The organism is Micromonospora sp. ZG13 (genome assembly GCF_059359355.1).
In genome coordinates, this window is sequence record NZ_JCADBQ010000001.1 from 60,034 (window position 1) to 78,994 (window position 18,961).

General features: G+C 74.0%; 16 protein-coding genes and 1 pseudogene. 7 read left to right on the top strand and 10 right to left on the bottom strand.

What is annotated here, in order from left to right; translation table 11 throughout:
• Positions 1–3: 3 nt before the first annotated feature.
• From erm to AC5L34_RS00280, 4 genes are all read right to left on the bottom strand, one after another.
• Positions 4–801 carry an ErmE/ErmH/ErmO/ErmR family 23S rRNA (adenine(2058)-N(6))-methyltransferase gene (gene erm, locus AC5L34_RS00265; protein ID WP_441175740.1) on the bottom strand — a complete coding sequence of 266 codons (798 nt, stop codon included), beginning with the start codon at positions 799–801 and terminating at the stop codon, positions 4–6.
• A gap of 441 nt (positions 802–1,242) precedes the next feature.
• Positions 1,243–2,145, bottom strand: coding sequence for a Gfo/Idh/MocA family protein (locus AC5L34_RS00270; RefSeq protein ID WP_494823805.1), 903 nt, complete (start codon positions 2,143–2,145; stop codon positions 1,243–1,245).
• Positions 2,146–2,312: 167 nt separating this feature from the next.
• Entirely contained in the window at positions 2,313–3,536 is a 1,224-nt protein-coding gene (locus tag AC5L34_RS00275) for a glycosyltransferase (RefSeq protein WP_494823615.1), read from the bottom strand.
• An 89-nt stretch (positions 3,537–3,625) separates the two neighbouring features.
• Entirely contained in the window at positions 3,626–5,038 is a 1,413-nt protein-coding gene (locus AC5L34_RS00280; RefSeq protein ID WP_441175738.1) for a glycosyltransferase family 2 protein, read from the bottom strand.
• 321 nt (positions 5,039–5,359) lie between these two features.
• Between AC5L34_RS00280 and AC5L34_RS00285 the strand changes: the two genes are divergently transcribed.
• Both AC5L34_RS00285 and AC5L34_RS00290 read left to right on the top strand, forming a co-directional pair.
• Entirely contained in the window at positions 5,360–5,764 is a 405-nt protein-coding gene (locus AC5L34_RS00285) for a hypothetical protein (RefSeq protein ID WP_494823616.1), read from the top strand.
• Positions 5,757–6,246, top strand: a pseudogene (locus AC5L34_RS00290) (hypothetical protein). The gene AC5L34_RS00285 and the pseudogene AC5L34_RS00290 overlap by 8 nt, the downstream one beginning before the upstream one ends.
• Here AC5L34_RS00290 and fabG read toward each other — a convergent pair.
• Positions 6,219–6,977 carry a 3-oxoacyl-ACP reductase FabG gene (gene fabG / locus AC5L34_RS00295; RefSeq protein WP_494823617.1) on the bottom strand — a complete coding sequence of 253 codons (759 nt, stop codon included), beginning with the start codon at positions 6,975–6,977 and terminating at the stop codon, positions 6,219–6,221. The pseudogene AC5L34_RS00290 and the gene fabG overlap by 28 nt on opposite strands.
• 139 nt (positions 6,978–7,116) lie before the next feature.
• Between fabG and AC5L34_RS00300 the strand changes: the two genes are divergently transcribed.
• On the top strand, positions 7,117–8,703 hold the full coding sequence (locus AC5L34_RS00300; RefSeq protein ID WP_494823618.1) for a DUF4139 domain-containing protein: 1,587 nt from the start codon (positions 7,117–7,119) through the stop codon (positions 8,701–8,703).
• Positions 8,704–8,707: 4 nt separating this feature from the next.
• Here AC5L34_RS00300 and AC5L34_RS00305 read toward each other — a convergent pair whose 3' ends face one another.
• Positions 8,708–10,360 (bottom strand): alpha-amylase family protein, encoded by a 1,653-nt coding sequence (locus tag AC5L34_RS00305; RefSeq protein WP_441175734.1) that lies wholly within the window; start codon positions 10,358–10,360, stop codon positions 8,708–8,710.
• A gap of 152 nt (positions 10,361–10,512) precedes the next feature.
• Here AC5L34_RS00305 and AC5L34_RS00310 point away from each other — a divergent pair, with 152 nt between their 5' ends.
• Positions 10,513–11,115 (top strand): DUF1349 domain-containing protein, encoded by a 603-nt coding sequence (locus tag AC5L34_RS00310; protein ID WP_441175733.1) that lies wholly within the window; start codon positions 10,513–10,515, stop codon positions 11,113–11,115.
• Between the two features lie 85 nt (positions 11,116–11,200).
• Entirely contained in the window at positions 11,201–11,869 is a 669-nt protein-coding gene (locus AC5L34_RS00315) for a DedA family protein (RefSeq protein WP_441175732.1), read from the top strand.
• 135 nt (positions 11,870–12,004) lie between these two features.
• On the opposite strand, the gene AC5L34_RS00320 is transcribed toward AC5L34_RS00315, so the two are convergent.
• From AC5L34_RS00320 to AC5L34_RS00335, 4 genes are all read right to left on the bottom strand, one after another.
• Positions 12,005–13,408, bottom strand: a complete 1,404-nt coding sequence (locus tag AC5L34_RS00320; protein WP_441175731.1) for a chitinase — start codon at positions 13,406–13,408, stop codon at positions 12,005–12,007.
• Positions 13,409–13,549: 141 nt separating this feature from the next.
• On the bottom strand, positions 13,550–14,971 hold the full coding sequence (locus AC5L34_RS00325; protein WP_441175730.1) for a carbohydrate-binding protein: 1,422 nt from the start codon (positions 14,969–14,971) through the stop codon (positions 13,550–13,552).
• A 71-nt stretch (positions 14,972–15,042) separates the two neighbouring features.
• Positions 15,043–15,804: a YidC/Oxa1 family membrane protein insertase gene (locus tag AC5L34_RS00330; protein ID WP_441175729.1), complete on the bottom strand. Its 762-nt coding sequence runs from the start codon at positions 15,802–15,804 to the stop codon at positions 15,043–15,045.
• A 93-nt stretch (positions 15,805–15,897) separates the two neighbouring features.
• Positions 15,898–16,191 (bottom strand): DUF6412 domain-containing protein, encoded by a 294-nt coding sequence (locus AC5L34_RS00335; protein WP_494823619.1) that lies wholly within the window; start codon positions 16,189–16,191, stop codon positions 15,898–15,900.
• A 165-nt stretch (positions 16,192–16,356) separates the two neighbouring features.
• Here AC5L34_RS00335 and AC5L34_RS00340 point away from each other — a divergent pair, with 165 nt between their 5' ends.
• Together AC5L34_RS00340 and AC5L34_RS00345 are read left to right on the top strand one after the other, a co-directional pair.
• Positions 16,357–17,505 carry a carboxylate-amine ligase gene (locus AC5L34_RS00340; protein ID WP_441175726.1) on the top strand — a complete coding sequence of 383 codons (1,149 nt, stop codon included), beginning with the start codon at positions 16,357–16,359 and terminating at the stop codon, positions 17,503–17,505.
• Positions 17,506–17,518: 13 nt separating this feature from the next.
• Positions 17,519–18,898 (top strand): FAD-dependent oxidoreductase, encoded by a 1,380-nt coding sequence (locus tag AC5L34_RS00345; RefSeq protein ID WP_363893761.1) that lies wholly within the window; start codon positions 17,519–17,521, stop codon positions 18,896–18,898.
• The last annotated feature ends 63 nt before the right edge of the window (positions 18,899–18,961 follow it).

The following is an 18,961-nucleotide window of genomic DNA, read 5'->3' on the forward strand; positions in this document are numbered from 1 at the left end:
CCCTCAGCGGGCGTGCAGCAGGCGGAACAGCACCAGCCACTGCTCGGGCCAGACGTGCCCGACCGGCGTGGCCGGGTCGAGCCGGGTCGCCCGCAGCGCCGCCGCCAGCCGCGCCCGCGGGTGGTGCCGGGCGAGCGAGGCCGCGAGTGAGCCGCCGACCCCGTCGAAGCCGATCTCCACCATCCGGCGGTACGCGGGCAGCGCCGACGCGGCCAGCAGCGGCTCCGGCCGCCGCTCGACGCGCAGGATGCCGGCGTCCACCCTCGGCACCGGGCGGAACGCGGTGCGGGGCACCCGCCCGGCGAGCCGCCAGCCGAACTCCGGCCAGGTCAGCACGGTCAGCCTGGTCCACCGGCCGTAGTCGCCGCTGCGCCGGCGGGCGTACTCCAACTGGGTGAGCAGGGTGGCCGCGCGCAGGCCGGGCGCGGCCAGGCACCAGCGCACCACGGCCGAGGTCAGCGACCAGGGGATGTTGCCGACCACGTCGAACTCCTCCGGCGGGGGCGCTGCGGTGAGGAAGTCGGCCTGCCGGTGCGTCACGTTCGGCAGGGCGGCGCAGACCCGGGCCAGCTCGGCGCCGGCGGCCGGGTCCACCTCGTACGCCGTCAGGTGCCGGCAGCGGGCGGCGAGCGGCCGGGTGAGCTGGCCCCGGCCGGCGCCCACCTCCAGCAGGAGCCGGTCGGGCCCGGGCCGGGCGGCGTGCACCACGCGGGCGATCGCGGCCGGGTCGGCGAGGAAGTTCTGGGACAGTACGCGACGGGACCGGTCGCGTTCGGTTGCTCGGGTACGGCGGGGCGCCACGGGTCGTCGTCCTGTCTGTCGCCGTGCGGCGACGGAGCGGACAGGCAGCCGCGAGCGCGGGCCTGTCCGAGGATTCGGGGACTCGGACGGCCCTGGGCGGGACGCGGAACGCGGAATCGGCGGCGCACCACAGGCGCCACGCCGGCGTGCACGACCGGGGCGGCATCAGCCCCGGGTCGGCACCTGGACGAGTGGCGGGGGCGGCGTCGCGCCCGGGGTCACCCGGGCGGTGGCGCCGCGCGTGCGGTGCGAGGTCAGCCGCGGGTCGCGCCGGCCAGGGCCGGACGCCGGACGCGCGGGCGGGCCACCAGCAGGGGCCCGAATGCGGCCGGCGTACCGACCGCCTCGATCAGAGCGTGCGCGGACATGCGGCGACCCTAACCGCGCCCGTCCACAGGAGGCGACCGCTTTTCCGCCTCGGCGGACCCTGGCGCCTCCGACTCAGGCCGGCAGGTCGACGGTGCGGCCCTCGGCGCGGGCGGTCTCGGCGGCGGCCAGCACGGCGACGACCTCGCGACCGAAGCGCACGTCGCAGCGGTGGTCCCGGGTGCCCGACCCGATCTCCTCCAGCAGTTGGTCGATCGCCACCCCGAGGGCGGTCGCCGGACTGCCGTCGCCGGCCGGAACGGTCTCGACGCCGTTCTCGCCATAGAAGACGTACTCCCTGCTCACCGCCTCCTGCGGGGCGTCCAGGGTCAGCGACACCGTGCTGGTCGCGCCCCCGTCGTGGGTGAGGAGCAGGTGGACGAGCCCGCGCGGCCCGTCCATCGCGGCGACGCGGGTGACCCGCCCGAGCACCGGCAGGATGAGCGACAGCGCGTGCGGGCCGATGTCCCACAGCGCGCCGTGCTCCCGACGCCAGGACGAGGCAGCGTACGGGCTGTCGGGGCGGAAGATGGATCCGAACCGGACCGCCCTGGCGGTGTGCCACCCGCCGACGGCGGCCGTCGAGGCGAGGAAGGCGGCGACGTCGGGCTGGTAGCGGCCCGTGAAGAAGACCACCGAGGCGACGCCCGCCGACTGCGCGGCGTCCACCACCCGGTCGGCGTCGGTCACGCTCAACGCGAGCGGCTTGTCCAGCAGCAGGTGCCGGCCGGCGGTGGCCGCGCGGACCGCGATGTCGGCCTGGACGTCCGGCGGGAGGGCGACGGCGACCGCGTCGCAGGCGTCGACGAGCGCGTCGACGTCGTCGAACGCCGGCACCCCGTAGCGCTCGGCCAGGGCGGCGGCCTTGCCCGGGTCGCGGCCCCACACGCCGGCGAACGTGACCCCCGGGTGCGCGTCCAGCGCCGCGCCGTGCGTCTCGGCCGCCCAGTGACCGGTGCCGAACAACCCGAACCGCACCACGAGAACCTCCACGTCGTCGTCACACCACGGTACCCGCGGCCGAGAGTCGCGCCGGGCCTGTGCCGGAAGTCGGGGGCGTGCCCGGCCGCCGCGTCCGGGACCGGTGCCAGGGTCGTGGCGGCTGAGTCCCGCCGGTCGTGGACCGACGGGGCTCAGCCGCCCGCTCAGGCCCCCAGGGCGGCGGTCAACCGCTTCGCGGCGACCTGCGCCGCGTCGGTGCGTACGACGCCGGCGAACTCGCGGGCCCGGGCGGCCACCTCCGGCCGCAGCGCGGCGCCGAGAGCCTCGGTCAGCGACTCGACGGTCGGCACCGAGCCGGGGTGTGCGGTGCCGATGCCGAGCGCGGACACCCGGTGCGCGAAGTAGTGCTGGTCGTACACCTGCGGGATGACGACCTGCGGCGTCCCGGCCCGCGCGGCCGTGGTCGTGGTGCCCGCGCCGCCATGATGGACCACCACGGCCACCTCCCTGAACAGCGCCTGCTGGTTCACCTCACCGACCACCAGGCAGTCGGGTGCCCGGTCGCTCAGCGAGAGCGGTGCCCAGCCCCGGGAGACGACCAGCCGGCAGCCGACCGCGCGCACGGCCTGCACGGCCGTCTCCAGCAGGCCCGGGGGTGCGGCGACGCTGCCGAATCCGACGTAGACGCACGGCCCACCGGCGTCCAGGAAGGTCGTCAACTCGGCGGGCAGGGCCCGCTCGTCCGGCAGGAGCCAGGCGCCCGGCTGGTAGACGGCCGGATCGGCGGCGTCCGGCCAGGGTGCCAGGGTCGGGTCGGTGGCCAGCCACGGCTGATCGGTGTGGATGTGGTCGCTCACGTCGTCGACCGTGCCCAGCCCCACCGCCGACCGCAGCGCGTTGAGAGGCGCGGCGAAGGTGTCGTTGACGTGCCGCAGGTTGGCCGCCCACAGGTCGCGGTTGTCGGCCGACGCGGGCGCCGGCGCCTCCCCGAGCACCGGCAGCGGTAGCGGAGGGTGGTGCGGTGAGGGAAGGGCCGCCGGGCAGAGCGCCGCGAAGACGTACGGGATGCCGCGCTTCTCCGCCACGGTGCGGGCGGCGATCTGGAGGCCGGTCGACGCGACGAGGACGTCACAGTCCCGGGCGGCGGCCGACAGCACCTCGTACTGGATGCCGATGGAGGATTCGGCCAGCTTGCGTACCTGTGCGGGCGAGGGTTTGGGCACGGCGGCCCGCGACCTGGGCGCCGCCGACCTGCGCCAGGGCGGGCCGACGGGTACGAAGGGAATCCTGAAGGTCGCCACCCAGCGGGCGAAGTCCGGCGGGGCGCAGAGGCGGACCTGAACGCCGAGGGCCTTCAACCGCGATGCGAGCGCCACCAGTGGTTGGACGTCGCCACGCGACCCGAGAGTCGACAGCAGTACGCGCATGATACTCGCCTTTCCGTCTCTTACGGCGGCTCCGGGCGCGGTGGGACAGGCCTGACGGCTTTGTCGGGCCTGTCCGCACCGTCGATCTGCTATCCCCGCGTCGTGGAGCGCCCCGGCGCCAGTGCCGGGGGTCGCGCCTTGGCGGCGGTCTGAGCGGGTACCCGGCGCGTGGCGCCGGCCGCGGGCTGGAGGGCCCGCAGGGTCAGTACGTGGCCGAGCCCCTCGACCGCGCGCAGTTCGGCCGTGCACGCCGCGGCCTGTGCCTGGCGCAGGTAGTCGAGCGTCTGCGGGTCGGCGGCGCACATCCCCGGCGTCGAGTCGGCGGTGGCGACCAGGTGGACCTCGCCGGCCAGCGCCAGCGAGGCGGAGATGAACTGGCAGAGTTCCGGCCACAGCAGGTACCGCCAGAAGTCCACGCTGATCACCGCGTCCAGGCTGCCCGGCGGCATGGGCGGGGCGACGCCGAGCAGGTGGAAGTTCGTCCGCCCGATGGGCGCGGCGTAGTCGAAGGTCAGCGCCGAGGCGGGCAACCCCGACTCGGCGCGGCCGGTGCCGATCCAGAGCGTGCGGTGCCCCCGCAGCTGGCCGGCGAGGCGCGCGGCGGCGGGCCCGATGGCGCAGGCCGACCGCTCGACGCACTCGTCGATGAGCGCCCGGTAGTGCAGGATCCGCCGGATCGCCTCGTACCCCATGACGGCGGTGAGGAACTCCCACTCGAGGCAGGGATAGAGCCGGGCGGCCTGCTGGAAGTTGGCCTTCATCTCCATCCAGTTGCGGGTGATGTTCTTGTGGTGCGGCAGGTGGACGACCCGGGCATCGTCGTCGTAGCCGAAGTTGACGCCGTCGGGCAGGCTGCGGTCGACGCGGTAGAACAGCTCGACGTCCTCCACGCCGTAGCTCAGGCCGAACGCCTCCCGGTAGCCACCGACCTGCGCGAAGTGCGCGCTGGACAGCGAGATGTTGTGCGTGTAGGCGATGACCCAGCCGGCCCGGAGCCACTCGCCGCCGTCGTCCGGGAGCCCCGTCCCGAACCGCAGGTCGCCGCCGTGCGGGAAGGCGCGCGCGATCGCGTGCGACTCCCCGGCCAGCACGGCGGGCAGGTCCGCGAGGCCGATCTCGTCCCGCCGGCCGATCAGCACCGCCGCGTTGCCGGGCGTGCTGTGCCAGGCCAGGTGCCGCTCCAGCAGGTCGGGCACCGCCCACGAGTCGGCGTCGAGGAAGACCAGCAGGGGCGCGGAGGCACGGCGCGCCCCCTCGTTGCGGGCGACGGAGCGGCCCTTGCGCTGGGCGAGTTCCAGCACGCGCAGGCGGAGACCGGCACCCTCGGCGAGAGCCTCGGCGTACCCGTCGGACGAGCCGCCGTCCCGGACCACGATCACCTCGAAGCGTTCCGGCGGCAACGTCTGGCGGGTCAGCGCCCTGAGGGTCAGCGCGAGGCACTGCGGGTCCTGGTACGTCGGCATCACCACGCTCAGCGCCGGGGGGATGGTGGGCAACGACATGGCGATCCTCTCCGTCAGACGAACTTGCCGTCGGAGGTCGGCGACGTCGTCAGAGGATAACGCTCCGCAACGGTGCCCTCACGCATAAATAGGGGTCGATAGGGGGTGCACTGTCCCTTCACGACAGTCGTCGCCTCGGCCGGACCCATACCCACGCCCACTCGAGCCCACACCGGGCGGATGCCGGACATCCGGGGACCGGATCCGTCGGCCCCGGGTCGCCCCGGCATCGACGACGCGGGGTCGCCGAGGCGGGGCGGCGGGTGACGGGGTGTACTACGCGGGTTAGTAGGCTGTGCCGGTGACCGAACCGCACTCCGGATGGCCCCGGTGACCAGCGCAGCGACGGCGGGTTCGCCGGTGGACGGGCTCCTCGCGACAGCCTCGATCGTGTTGTCGCTCCTCGTCGCCGCCTGGGCGCTGGTCGCCACGCTGCGGCACCGCGCGCCGGACCGGATGCAGCTCGCCGGCCTGGCCGCGCTGGAGGTGGCGCTGCTCGCGCTGGCGGTGGTGGCGCTGGTCGCCCTCGGCGGCGGCGAACGGCCGGACGAGCCGGGGGCCTTCTTCGGGTACCTGGCGACGCTGGTGTGCCTGCCGCCGCTGGCCTGGGTGCTGGCCCGGATGGAGCCGACGCGCTGGGGCTCGGCGATCGTCTGCGCGGTCTGCCTCGTCACGCCGGTGGTCGTCGTACGACTCCAGCAGACGTGGGAGGTGCTCGGTGGCTGACGTACGCGCCCCGGAACGGAAGCGGACCAACGCCGGCCCCGGACGGCTGCTGATCGCGGTCTACCTGCTCTTCGCGATCGCCGCGACGAGCCGCGCCGGCCTCCAGATCGCCACGAAGTTCGACGAGGCGCCCGTGGCGTACCTGCTCTCGGCCCTCGCCGCGGCCATCTACATCGTCGCGGCCGTGGGGCTGGCCCGCGCCGGCGCCGCCGGCCGGCGCGTCGCCCTGGCGTGCTGCGCCGTGGAGCTGGCCGGGGTGCTCGGCGTCGGTACCCTCAGCCTCGTCGACCCGGAACTCTTCCCCGACGAGACGGTCTGGTCGCAGTTCGGCAGCGGGTACGGCTACATCCCGCTGGTCCTGCCGGTGCTCGGCCTGCTCTGGCTCTGGCGCACCCGCCCCGCCGCGGCCTGATCCCCGGCGGGCGGGCGCCCGCCCGCCGGGGCGTACGCGGGGTCAGTCCTTGGGGCCGCCGGCCACGTAGACGACCTGGCCGGAGACGAAGGAGGCGCCCTCGCTGGCGAGGAACGAGATGGTGTGCGCGATGTCCTCGGGGCGGCCGACCCGGCGTACCGCGATCTCCGACTCGGCGTGCTTCTGGAGCGCCTCGAAGTCGACCTTCATCCGGGCGGCGGTGGCGGCGGTCATGTCGGTGACGATGAAGCCGGGCGCGACCGCGTTGACGGTCACCCCGAACGGGCCCAGCTCGATGGCGAGGGTCTTGGTGAAGCCCTGGAGGCCGGCCTTCGCCGCCGAGTAGTTCGCCTGCCCCCGGTTGCCGAGCGCCGAGGTGCTGGAGAGGTTGACGATCCGGCCCCACTTCGCCTCGACCATGTGCTTCTGGGCGGCCTGGCTGAACAGGAACGCGCCGCGCAGGTGCACGCCCATGACCGTGTCCCAGTCGGCGTCGGTCATCTTGAACAGCAGGTTGTCGCGGAGCACGCCGGCGTTGTTGACCAGCACCGTCGGGGCGCCCAGTTCGGCGGCGACCCGCTGCACGGCCGCCTCCACCTGGGCCCGGTCGGACACGTCCGCGCCGACGCCGAGCGCCCGGCCGCCGGCGGCGACGATGGCGTCCACGGTCTCCTTGGTCGCGGACTCCTCGATGTCGACCACGGCGACCGCGAGGCCGTCGGCCGCCAGCCGCCGGGCGGTGGCCGCCCCGATCCCCCGCGCCGCCCCCGTGACGATGGCGACCCGCTGCTCCTCCGACATGCCTACCTCCCGGTAACTTGCGTTCGATCGAAGGAGCTTAACCCAGGCGTACGCGGTGCCGGCCCGACGCGGGACGCCGGCTCCCGCGACCCGTCGCGCCCGACGAGGTCACGAGCATCGTCCGGCTACGCTCGCCGCCGTGGAGGCAGTGGAGATCGAAGCACCCGTCGTCGGCGTCACCGTCTATCCGGACCGGGCCCGGGTCACCCGCCGGGGCAGCACCAGGTTGGGTGCCGGCGAGCACCGGGTACGCGTCGCGCCGCTGCCGCTGGGCGTACGGCGGGACTCGCTGCGCGTCGGCGGCCGGGGCGCGGCCACCGTACTCGGCGTGGACGTCACGACCTGGCGGCAGGCACGCAGCGTCGACGGGCAGGTCCGCGCGCTGGAGCAGCGCAGCCGGGAGCTGGCCGACGAGCTGGCCGAGGTCGACGACGCGTACGAGATCGAGACGCAGCGGGGGCAGTTCCTCAGCCGGCTGGCCGACCGGGCCGGCGCCACGTACGCCCGCGCGCTGGCCGCCGGCGACGCCGCCCCGACCGACGTGGCCGCCTTCGCCGACTCGGTGGCGGGCCAGCTCGCCGACTCCCAGCGCCGCCGGCGCGGGCTGGACCGGCGGCGTACCGACCTGACCGAGGAGCGGGCCGTCGTCGAGCGGGAACTGGAGGCCGCGAGCGGCAAGCGGGCACCGGACCGGCTGGCCGCCGAGGTGACGGTGTCGGTGGACGCCGACGACGCCGAGCTGGACCTGGAACTGACCTACCTGGTCGACGGGGCCCGCTGGCAGCCCTCCTACGACGTGCGGCTCGTCGACGACACCGTGACCGTCACCTGGTTCGGCCTGGTCAGCCAGGACACCGGCGAGGACTGGCCGGAGTGCGCACTCGAACTCTCGACGGCCCGCCCGGCGACGGCGACCCGCGTACCCGAGCTGACGCCCTGGTACCTCGAACGGGTCCGGCCGGTACCGCCGCCGATGCCGATGACGGCGGCGGGCTTCGGCGCGATGCCGGCGCCCGCGGCCCCCGGCGCGGCACCCGCCGGCGCGGTGGCCCGGTCCGGCCCGCCGCGCCCCAAGGTGCGCGAGAGCGCGGCCACGGTCGAGCAGGGCGTCACCGCGGCCACCTACCGGCCGGCCCGCCCCGTCGCGGTGCCGGCGGACGGCAGCGCCCACCGGGCCACCATCGCCGTGCTGGAGCTGCCGGCCCGGTTGGACCACGTGACCGCGCCGGTCCGCGCGACCGAGGCGCACCTGCGGGCGACCGTACGCAACACCTCGCCGCACACGCTGCTCCCCGGCCCGGCGGCGGTCTTCCACGGTGCCGACTTCGTCGCGGCCACCCGACTGCCGACGTGGGCGCCCGGCGAGGAGACCGAACTGGCCCTCGGGGTGGACGACCGGGTCCGCGTGGAGCGCAAGCTCAGCCGACGCTCCGACACCCGCGCCACCCTCGGCTCGACCCGGCGGCGGGACGTGGAGTACCGGATCTGCGTCGCCAACCACACGCCCCGTCCGGCGACCGTGGAGGTGCGCGACCAGCTTCCGGTGTCGCGCGACGAGGCGGTGGTCGTGCGGGAGGCCACCCTCGTCCCGCCCCCGGCCGAGCGCACGGAGCTGGGCGAGCTGACCTGGCGGCTGCGGCTCGGGCCGGGAGAGAGCGGCGAGATCACCCTGGGCTTCCGGGTCGAGCTCGCCAAGGGGGTGGAACTCGCCGGCTGGCGGGAGTGACCGGTCAGAGGCCGCGGCCCCGGCAGAGGCGGATCCACCGGTAGCCGTGGCCGGCCACCTTGAGCCGGTCCAGCTTGCCGACGTCGCCGTAGTTGCGGTCGGCGAGGACGTCGATGGGCAGGTCCGCCTCCGGCTCCAGCGTGCTGAGGTCCACCTCGGCGTCGTCGGTGCCGAGGTTGTGCACGAAGACCATCGTGCCGGTGCGCCCGTCGGCGCGGTGCGCCAGCACTCCCGGGGGCACCGCCACGTCGATGTGGGTGGTCGAGCCCGAGCCCACCTCGGGGGCCTCGCGGAGCGTACGGATCATCCGCTCGAACCAGGCGAGCAACGACTTCGGGTCGCTGCGCTGGGCGGTCACGTTCACCTTCTCGTACGAGAACTCGCCCTTGTCGATGACCGGGCGGACCAGCTTCTCCGGGTCGGCGGTGGAGAAGCCGGCGTTCGGCTGGTACGACCACTGCATCGGGGTGCGGATCGCCTCCCGACCGGGCAGCGACAGGTCCTCCCCCATGCCGATCTCCTCGCCGTAGCGCAGCACCGGCGTGCCGCGCAGCGAGAACTGCAACGAGTACGCCAGCTCGATGTGACGACGGTCGTTGCCGAGCATCGGGGCGAGCCGGCGGCGGATGCCCCGGTCGTAGATGCGCATGTCCTCGTCGGGGCCGAACTCCGCGTACACCTGGTTGCGCTGCTCGGCGGTGAGCCGGGAAAGGTCGATCTCGTCGTGGTTGCGCAGGAAGGTCGCCCACTGGCCGCCCTCGGGCAGCTTCGGGGTGTCCCGCAGCGCCTCAATGATCGGTTCCGGGTCCTGCCGGGCCAGGGCCAGCATCAGCCGCCCGTTGAGCATGAAGTCGAAGAGCATGTGCAGCCGGTTGCCCGAGCCGCCGCTGTCGGCGAAGAAGGTCGGCAACTGGTCGGGCTCGACGTTGGCCTCGGCGAGCAGGACGGCGTCGCCCCGGCGCCACTGCACGTGCTGGCGCAGCTCGGTGAGGAACTCGTAGTCCTTCGGCGAGTCCGGGTTGCCCGCCTCGGTCAGCTCGATGATGAACGGCACGGCGTCCATCCGGAAGCCGGAGACGCCGAGCTGGAGCCAGAACGACATGATCTTCTTGACCTCGGCACGGACCGCCGGGTTGGTCATGTTCAGGTCCGGCTGGAACTTGTAGAACCGGTGGTAGTACCAGGCCTTGGCCGTGCGGTCGTAGGTCCAGGTCTCGTGCTGCTCGCCGGGGAAGACCATGCCCTGGTGCCGGTCGGCCGGCTCGTGGTCGGCCCAGACGTACCAGTCCCGGTACGGCGAGTCGGGCGACGAGCGGGCGGACTGGAACCACGGGTGCTCGTTCGAGGTGTGGTTCACGACCAGGTCGATGATCACCCGGATGCCGCGGTTCTGCGCCTGGTGCAGCAGCTCCGCGAAGTCGCCGAGGGTGCCGAAGCGCGGGTCGACGTTGTAGAAGTCGGTCGCGTCGTAGCCGTCGTCGCGGTTGGGTGACGGGTGGATGGGGTGCAGCCAGAGGCAGGTCACGCCCAGCCGGGCGAGATAGTCCAGCCGGCCGATGAGCCCCCGGATGTCGCCGACCCCGTCGCCGTCCGAGTCCGCGTACGTGTCGATGTCGAGGCAGTAGACGACCGCCTCCGAGTACCACCTGTCAGCCATGCCGAGGTTATGTCTCCGATCCCGCGTGCCGCCAAACACCGGCTTCCCGGGTGTCCGGACGACGCCGTGAACATGGACGAGCCTGTCTGTCGTCCCGGCCGTCGCGCCCGAGGGGCGGCGCCCGGGCGAGCACCGGCGGTACGGTCACCGGCATGGGAGACGGGCAGCGGCCGATCGACTGGGCCGAGGGTGAGTGGTGGAACGAGCCGGTGCTGGTCGAGGGCGGGCCGGCGGGCGACCTGCTGGTGCAGCCGGCCGGGGGCAGCGACCTGTGGCGGCACACCTCGTACGGCTTCGTCCACGACGACGCCCCGGCGCTGCTCGCGCCGCTGCCCACGGGCGAGGCCGTGGAGGTGAGCTTCGTCCTCGACTACGGCGAGCAGTTCGACCAGGCCGGCGTGCTGGTCCGGGTCGACGAACGGAACTGGGTCAAGGCCGGGGTGGAGGTCAGCGACGGCCAGCCGCAGGTCGGTGCCGTGGTGACCCGCGAGGTCTCCGACTGGTCGGTCGCCCCGGTGCCGATCTGGGCCGGGCGGGAGGTGACCGTACGGGTCAGCCGCGACCGGGACGCGCTGACCGTACGGGCCCGGGCCGACGACGAGCGGTGGCGGCTGGTGCGGCTCGCCCCGCTGGCGCCGCAGGCCGTGGCGGTGGCAGGGCCGTACTGCTGCTCCCCCACCCGGGCCGGCCTGCGGGTCCGGTTCACCGGATGGCGGCGGGGGCCGGCCGACGCGGAACTGCACCCGCAGGGGTGACCGGTGGTGGCCCGACTCACGGGCAGGTGTGACGGCCGGGCCGCAGGGTAGATGACTCCGATCGGACCCAGCCGAGAGGATCGCGATGGCACTCGCCGAGAACGTCGACCCGACCGAACTCGGCGGCCTGACCGGTTGGGTGGCGGGGGTCATCGACGCCGCCGGTGCCATCGGGGTGGCCCTGCTGGTCGCCCTGGAAAGCATCATCCCGCCGATTCCGAGCGAGATCGTCCTGGCGATGGCCGGCTACCTGGCCAGCGAGGGACGCTTCAACGTCGTGCTGGTGGGGCTCGCCGCCACCGCCGGCTCCCTGGGCGGGGCGCTCGTCCTCTACTGGCTGGGCGCGGCGGCCGGCGAGGACCGGCTCAAGCGCTGGCTCGACCGGCTGCCCCTGGTCGACCTCGACGACCTGGAGAAGGCCGACCGCTGGTTCGAGCGGCACGGCCGGTGGGCGGTGCTCTTCGGCCGGATGATGCCGGTGGTACGCAGCCTGATCTCCATCCCCGCCGGGGCCAACCGGATGCCGCTGCCGGAGTTCATCGCGTTCACCACGCTGGGCAGCGGCATCTGGAACGCGCTCTTCGTCGGCCTGGGCTACGCGCTCGGCTCGCGCTGGCAGCAGATCGAGCAGTACAGCAAGTGGTTCGACTACGGCATCATCGCCGTCTTCGTCGTGATGATCGCCTGGTGGGCGATCAAGAAGACCCGTCGTCGCCGTGACCGCCAGCACGACCACGCCGACGCCGCCCGCTGATCCACCCCCGCCCTCCCGCCCCCACCGGCGTCGATCACGCATTTGCGGCGCCCGATGTGACCGCTTGCGCGGCTTCCACGACTGCGAGATCGACGCTCGGGTGGGGGTGGGAGGGAGGGCGGGAGAGGGGTCAGGTCACGGGAGGGTCTTCAGGTGGGGGGCCACCGTGCGGGCGAAGGTGTTGCCGTTGGTCACGTCCCAGTTGACCGACCAGGTCATCGCGCCGCGGATACCCGGGTAGGTGCGCGGCGGGCGGAAGCTACCGCAGTTGGTGCCCCGGGCCAGGCAGTCCAGCGCGGCGTTCACCACGGAAGGCGCGACGATGCCGCCGCCGGCTGCGCCGGGGCCGGCCGGCAGGCCGAGGCCGACCTGGTCCGGGCGGAGCCCGGCCTCCAACTGGATGCAGGCCAGCGCCACGATGAAGTTCACCGTCCCCTGGGCGTACGCGGCGTTGCGGTCGCAGCCGAGCATCGCTCCCGAGTTGTAGAACTGGGTGTTCACGACGGTGAGGATGTCCTTGATGTCGAGCGCCAGCTTGAAGTAGCTGCTGTCCGGGGACTGCATGTCGATGGTCTGCGGGGCCATCGCGATGATCAGTCCCGCGCCCACCTTGGCACGCAGCGAGCGCAGCGCCTGGGCCATGTAGGTCGGGTTCAGCCCGTTCTCCAGGTCGATGTCGACGCCGTCGAAGCCGTACCGCTGGATCAGCGCGTGGACGCTGTTGCTGAACGCGACCGCGGAGGCGGCGTCGTTGACCGCCACCCGGCCCGTCTCGCCGCCGACCGAGATGATCACCTTCTTGCCCCGGGCCTGGAGGGCGCGTACGTCGGCGGAGAAGTCGGCGTCGGTGTAGCCGCCGAGGGCGGCGGACAGGCCGGGGTCGACGGCGAAGGCGACCGCGCCAGGGGTGGCGGTGGCGTCGGCGAAGGCGACCGCGACGACGTCGTACTCGGCGGGCACGTCACGCAGACGCAGCTCGACGGCCGGGTTGTCGAAGTTGTGCCAGTACCCGGTGAGGATGTGCTTCGGCAGGCCGGTGTTCGGCGGCGGGCTCGTCGGGGGCGGGGTGGTCGGGGGCGGCGTGGTCGGGGGCGGGGTCGTCGGCGGTGCGGTGGTCGGGGGCGCGGTGGTGGGGCTGGTGCCGCCGCCGCACGCCGTGCCGTTGAGCTGGCAGTTGGTGGGCGCGCCCGGCCCGGAGCCGAGGAAGCCGAACGAGACCGAGGCCCCCGGGGCGATGCGGCCGTTCCAGGACCGGTTGGTGAAGGTGTGCCGCTGGCCCGACGAGGTCAGCAGCGCGTCCCAGTAGCTGCCGACGGTGGTCCCGGCCGGCAGGTCGAAGGCGACGGTCCAGCCGTCGACCGTGGCCCCGCCCCCGTTCGTGATCGTGTACTTCCCTTCCCAGCCCGAGCCCCAGTCGGACGTCTTGACGAAGCTGGCGGTCACTCCGGCGGCGAAGGCGGGCATCGCCACCCACACCGCACCCAGCGCCGCCACCACCGCTGTGACCAGCGAGAACACCAGAGATCTGGATCGTTTCACGACACCCTCCACGCCCGGACGCCATCCATCGGCATCGACATTGACGCTCATTATTAGGAGTGTTAACTGTTTCTGTCCAGAGCTGGTGCGGGCCCGGCGCAACGGAGCCCCCGGCGACCGCCGGGGGCTCCGCGGGAGGGATCAGCGGCGGAAGGTGAACCAGTTGACGTTGACGAAGTCGGCGGGCTGTCCACTGGTGAAGGTCAGGTAGACGGTCCGCCGGCCGGTCGGGCCGGCGACGTTACCGGGAACCGAGCGCCAACTCTGCCAGCCACCCGTGTTCCCGATCGCGAAGCTGCCGATCGGCGGGCTGGTCGGGCTGTCCAGCCGTACCTCCACCAGCCCGCTGACCCCGCTCGCCGCGCCGGAGGCGACGCGGGCGACGAAGTCGCGTGGCGGGGTGGCGCCGAACTCGACGTTGTCGAACCGCACCCAGTCGCCGCTGCGCAGCGCGCCGATGTTCTGCCCGCCCTCGGCGCACGCCTCGACGAGCGCGCCGTTCTGCGCGTTGAACGACTCCGCCTGGATCGTCGCGTACGCGTCCCGCGTCCCGCCGGGCGGCGGGGTCGTCGGCGGCGGGGTGGTGGGCGGGGCGGTGCCGCCGCCCCGGCTGTAGACGGCCACGTAGTCGACCAGCATCGGCCGGCCGGGGACGGTGGCGGCGGTCGGCGTCGCGCCACCGGCCACCCCGTTCGGGAAGGCTCCGCCCATCGCCACGTTGAGCAGCAGGAAGTAGCCGGCATGGTTGGTCATCTGCGACCAGTACGGCTCGCCGACCCGGGACTGGCTCACGCTGTGGTAGAGCTGCCCGTCGACGTACCAGCGCAACTGCTGCGGGCTGGCCGAGGCGTCCCACTCGAAGCGGTAGGTGTGGAACGCCGACTGGCAGGTGCTGCCGGGGCAGGCCCGGGACGCCCCGATGCCGTTGAACTCGTCGCACGGCCCGCCCGGGGCCACCCCGCAGTGCAGCACGCCCCAGACCGAGTTGAGGCCGTTGACGTTCTCCATCACGTCGAACTCGCCGATGCCGGGCCAGTTCTGGTAGTTGCCCCGGTACGGCGAGCCGAGCGCCCAGAACGCCGGCCAGTAGCCCGACGCCTGCGCCCCGGTGACGTTGGGCATCTGGATGCGGCCCTCGATGGCCAGGACTCCGCCGGACGGGGGCTTGAAGTTGCTGCGTACGGTCTCGATCCGGGCCGAGGTCCAGCGGCCCGAGGCGTCGCGCAGCGGGGTGATCCGCAGGTTGCCGCCGCCGTCGTGGCTGACGTTGGCCGTGCTGTTGGTGTAGGTCTGGATCTCCCCGGTACCCCAGTTCGGCGGTCCGCCGGGATAGCTGGTGCCGGTGTCGATGATCCAGTTGGCGGCGGACGGCAGCGTGCCGGCCGCACCGGTGAAGTCGTCGCTCCACACCACGCTCCAGCCGGGTGCGGGCGCCGGCACCGCCGCGTTGGCGGTCACGGTCACGCCCGTCAGGGCGGTCGTGGCGGCGGCGAACAGGGCGAGCGCCAGGGTCAGCCGGCGTCGCGGGAGCAGGGCGGCGGGCGCCGCCGGGGCAGGGGTCATGGACGTGCCTCTCTGCGGGGACGGTCGAGAGAGCGCTCTCTCCCGAGTTGTACGTGCCGACGCCCCGGATGTCAACGCCCATCGATGCAATGGCGTCGAGGGGCCGGCGCCGGACGCGGGCGGCGCAGCACCGCCTGCTCCGCCGCCGACCAGGCGGTGGTGGTCACCAGATAGATCACCGCGGCGAGCGGCAGCACCAGCGCCACCAGCACGGTCGTGTACGGCAGCAGCGGCAGCACCCGGCCGAGCACGGCCGCGCCGGGCCCCTCGGTCGGCGTACCGGCCACCGTTCCCGTCGCCGCCGCCGCACGCCGCATCCGCCGCGACGTCCACCAGGCGAGCGCGAGCAGGGCCGCCAGCAGGGCGCCGAACAGCGGCAGCGTGCCCCCGCCCAGCCCGTCGCCCAGGTGGTGGCCCAGCGGCACGCCGGCCAGCCGCTCCTCCAGCAGCCCCGTGCCGCCGTCGGCGGTGGTGAAGAGCCGGTACATCACCAGCAGGACCGGGGCCTGGAGCAGCAGCGGCAGGCAGCCGGAGACCGGGCTGGCGCCGTTGGCCCGGTAGAGCGCGAACAACTCGCCCTGCAACCGGGCGGGGTCGTCCGCGTACCGCCGCTGAAGCGCGTGGACCTCGGGGGCGAGCGCCGCGCGGCGCCGCTCCCCGCGCACCTGCGCGAGGGTGAGCGGCGAGATCAGCAACCGGACGACGACGGTGAGGACGACGATGGCGGCGGCCGTGGCCGCGTCGCCGGCCAGCGGTTCGAGCAGGGTGGTGAACCAGGTGAGCGCGCGGCCGGCGGCGCCGACGGCGTCGTGCAGAGGTGCGAAGGCGAGCATGGGTGACCCCTCGGTCCGATTCCGGAGTGCCGGCCCGGCGGTGGGAGTCGCCGGGACGGGCGGGTGAACGGCGGAATCGGCCGCGCGGCGGTGCTACGCGGCCGAGGGGTGCGGCCCGGGCGCGCGGGGCCGGGGACGCCCGGCGGCGTCCGGGTCGACCTGTCGGGGCACCCGGCGACGACGGGCCCGGGCGCGCAGGGCGGCGGCCCGGCCGGCCCGGGGCGCGTCGGCGACGCCGGCCGCGTGCGCCGCGAACGCGACGGCGAGCAGCGCCACCGCGACGAACGCGGCCCCCGCGAGCAGCCCGGCCGGGCGGTCGGCGAGCAGCGTCAGATGGACGAGGACGTACGCCCACATCCCCAACGCGATCCCCAGCGGCCCCGGCACGACGATCAGCCTAGGACCCGTTGTCACGCCGCCCGGCCGGTTCGGCTGGTGCCGGCGATCGGCGGGCGACACGCCGGGCCGCGTTTCCCCGCCTCCACACGGTGGGTAACCACTGACCGACCGGCGCGGACGGGCCGCTACCGGGGTGAACGGACGGTGGTGACGATGACCGGCCAGGTGGCGGAGGCTCCGAGCGGTACGGCCGAGGGGACCGACCTGCTCACGGTGGGTGTCGAGGAGGAGTTCCTGCTCGTCGACCCGCACACCGGGGCGGCGGTGCCCGCCGTCGACCTCGTCATGGAGCAGGTGCCGCCCGAGCTGCGCGGCCAGGTGGAGCGGGAGTTCCAGACCAGCCAGATCGAGATCGGCAGCCCGCCCGGCCTGGAACTCTCGTCGATCCGGCACTCCCTCGGCGTGCTGCGGGCCGCGCTCGCCGAGGCGGCCGAGCGGGCCGGCGTACGGCTGCTCGCCATCGGCACCGGGCCCGTCGACGGTCCCGTGCCGCCGGTGGTCGACAAGCCCCGCTTCGACCGGATGATCGAGCGGTTCCGCCTGCTGGTCCCCGGCCCCGGCAACAACGGCATGCACGTGCACGTCGGGGTGCCCGACCCGGACACCGGGGTACAGGTGCTCAACCACGTCCGGCCCTGGCTGCCCGTGCTGCACGCGGTGACCACCAACTCCCCCTTCGCCCGGGGCGAGGACACCGGGTACGCGAGCTGGCGGTCGGTGGAGTGGGAACACTGGCCGTCGGTGGCGCCCACCCCGTTCCTGGAGTCGCACGAGCACTACGAGCGGCTGATCGGGCAGCTCATCGCCAGCGGGATGATGCTCGACGAGGGGATGCTCTACTGGTACGCCCGCCTGTCGGCCAAGTACCCGACGGTGGAGATCCGGATCGGCGACGTCTGCCCGTCCGTGGACGACGCGGTGCTCGTCGCCGCCCTGGTCCGGGCCATGGTGGCGACCGCACTGGACGACATGGCCGCCGGGCGGCCCGCCCTGCGGACCGACCACCACCTGCTGGTCGCCGCGCACTGGCGGGCGGCGCACGACGGGCTGGAGGGTGACGGCGTCGACCTGACCGACGGCGAGCTGCGGCCGGCCTGGGAGCTGTTCGACCAGTTCGTCGAGCGGCTGCGCCCGGCGCTGGAGCGCCACGGCGACCTCGACGAGGTGACCGACCTCGTCGCGGGGCTGCGCCGGCACGGCACCGGGGCGGCCCGGCAGCGGGCGGTCTTCGCGCGTACGGGCAAGCTCGTGGACGTGGTCTCCGACGTCGCGCGGCAGACCCGCGGCGCGGACCGCTCGTGACAGGATGGTGCCCGTGGCGCAACGGCTGATCGTCATCGGTGGGGACGCCGCGGGAATGGCGGCGGCGTCCCAGGCGCGGCGCCGCCGCGACCGCGGCGACCTGGAGATCGTCGCCTTCGAGCGGGGGCACTTCACGTCGTACTCGGCGTGCGGCATCCCGTACTGGATCAGCGGGCTGGTGCCCGAGCGGGACCAGTTGATCGCCCGCGATCCGGAGACGTTCCGGGAGAAGTTCGACATCGACGTCCGGCTCCGGCACGAGGTGACCGCCATCGACCTCGACCGACGCGAGGTCGTCGCGCGGGACCTCGAAGGCGGCGGCGAGGTCCGGGAGCGCTTCGACACCCTGATGTACGCCACCGGGGCGCTGCCGAAGAAGCCCGGCTGGGCGGACACCGACGCCGGCGGGGTCTTCGGGATGCAGACCCTCGACGACGGCGCCGCGCTGCGCGCCTGGCTGGACGCCGAGCCCCGGCCGCGCCGGGCGGTGGTGATCGGCGGGGGCTACATCGGCGTGGAGATGGCCGAGGCGCTGATCCAGCGCGGGCTGGCCGTCACCCTGGTCGAGCAGGCCGAGCAGCCGATGGCCACCGTGGACCCGGACATGGCCGAACTGGTCACCGACGCGATGCGGGGCATCGGCGTCACCATCCGTACCGGCCTCGGGGTGACCGGCCTGGAGGAGACCGGGGGCCGGGTGTCCGCGGTGGTCACCGCCGAGGGGCCCATCCCCGCCGACGTGGTCGTCCTGGGTCTGGGCGTACGCCCCAACACCGCGCTCGCGGAGGCCGCCGGCCTGCCGTTGGGCGACACCGGTGGGATCCGGGTGGACCGCCGCATGCGGGTGCAGGGGGTGCCCGACGTCTGGGCCGCCGGCGACTGCGTGGAGACCGTGCACCGGGTCACCGGGCTGCCGGTGCACGTGCCGCTGGGCACCCACGCCAACAAGCAGGGCCGGGTCGCCGGCATCAACATCGGCGGCGGGTACGCCACCTTCGCGGGGGTGATCGGCACGGCCGTCACCAAGGTCTGCGAGCTGGAGGTCGGGCGCACCGGGCTGCGCGAGAAGGACGCCGCGGCGGCGGGGTTCGAGTTCGTCTCGGTGATCGCCGAGTCGACCAACCGCGCCGGCTACTACCCGGGCGCCCGGTCCATGACGGTGAAGCTGATCGCGGAGAAGCCCAGCGGGCGGCTGCTCGGGGCGCAGATCGTCGGCTGGTCCGAGGCGGCCAAGCGGATCGACACCCTCGCGGTGGCGCTGTGGAACGGCATGACGGTGGACGACATGACGGCGCTCGACCTCGGCTACGCACCACCGTACGCCCCGGTCTGGGATCCGGTGCTGATCGCCGCCCGCAAGGCCGTCGACGCCCTGGCCGCCGTCGGCCGCTGAGGCGGGAGCGCCCCCGAAACCCGCGCAGGGCTTTGTCGGGGGTGGCGGTTAGCGTGTGCCCGC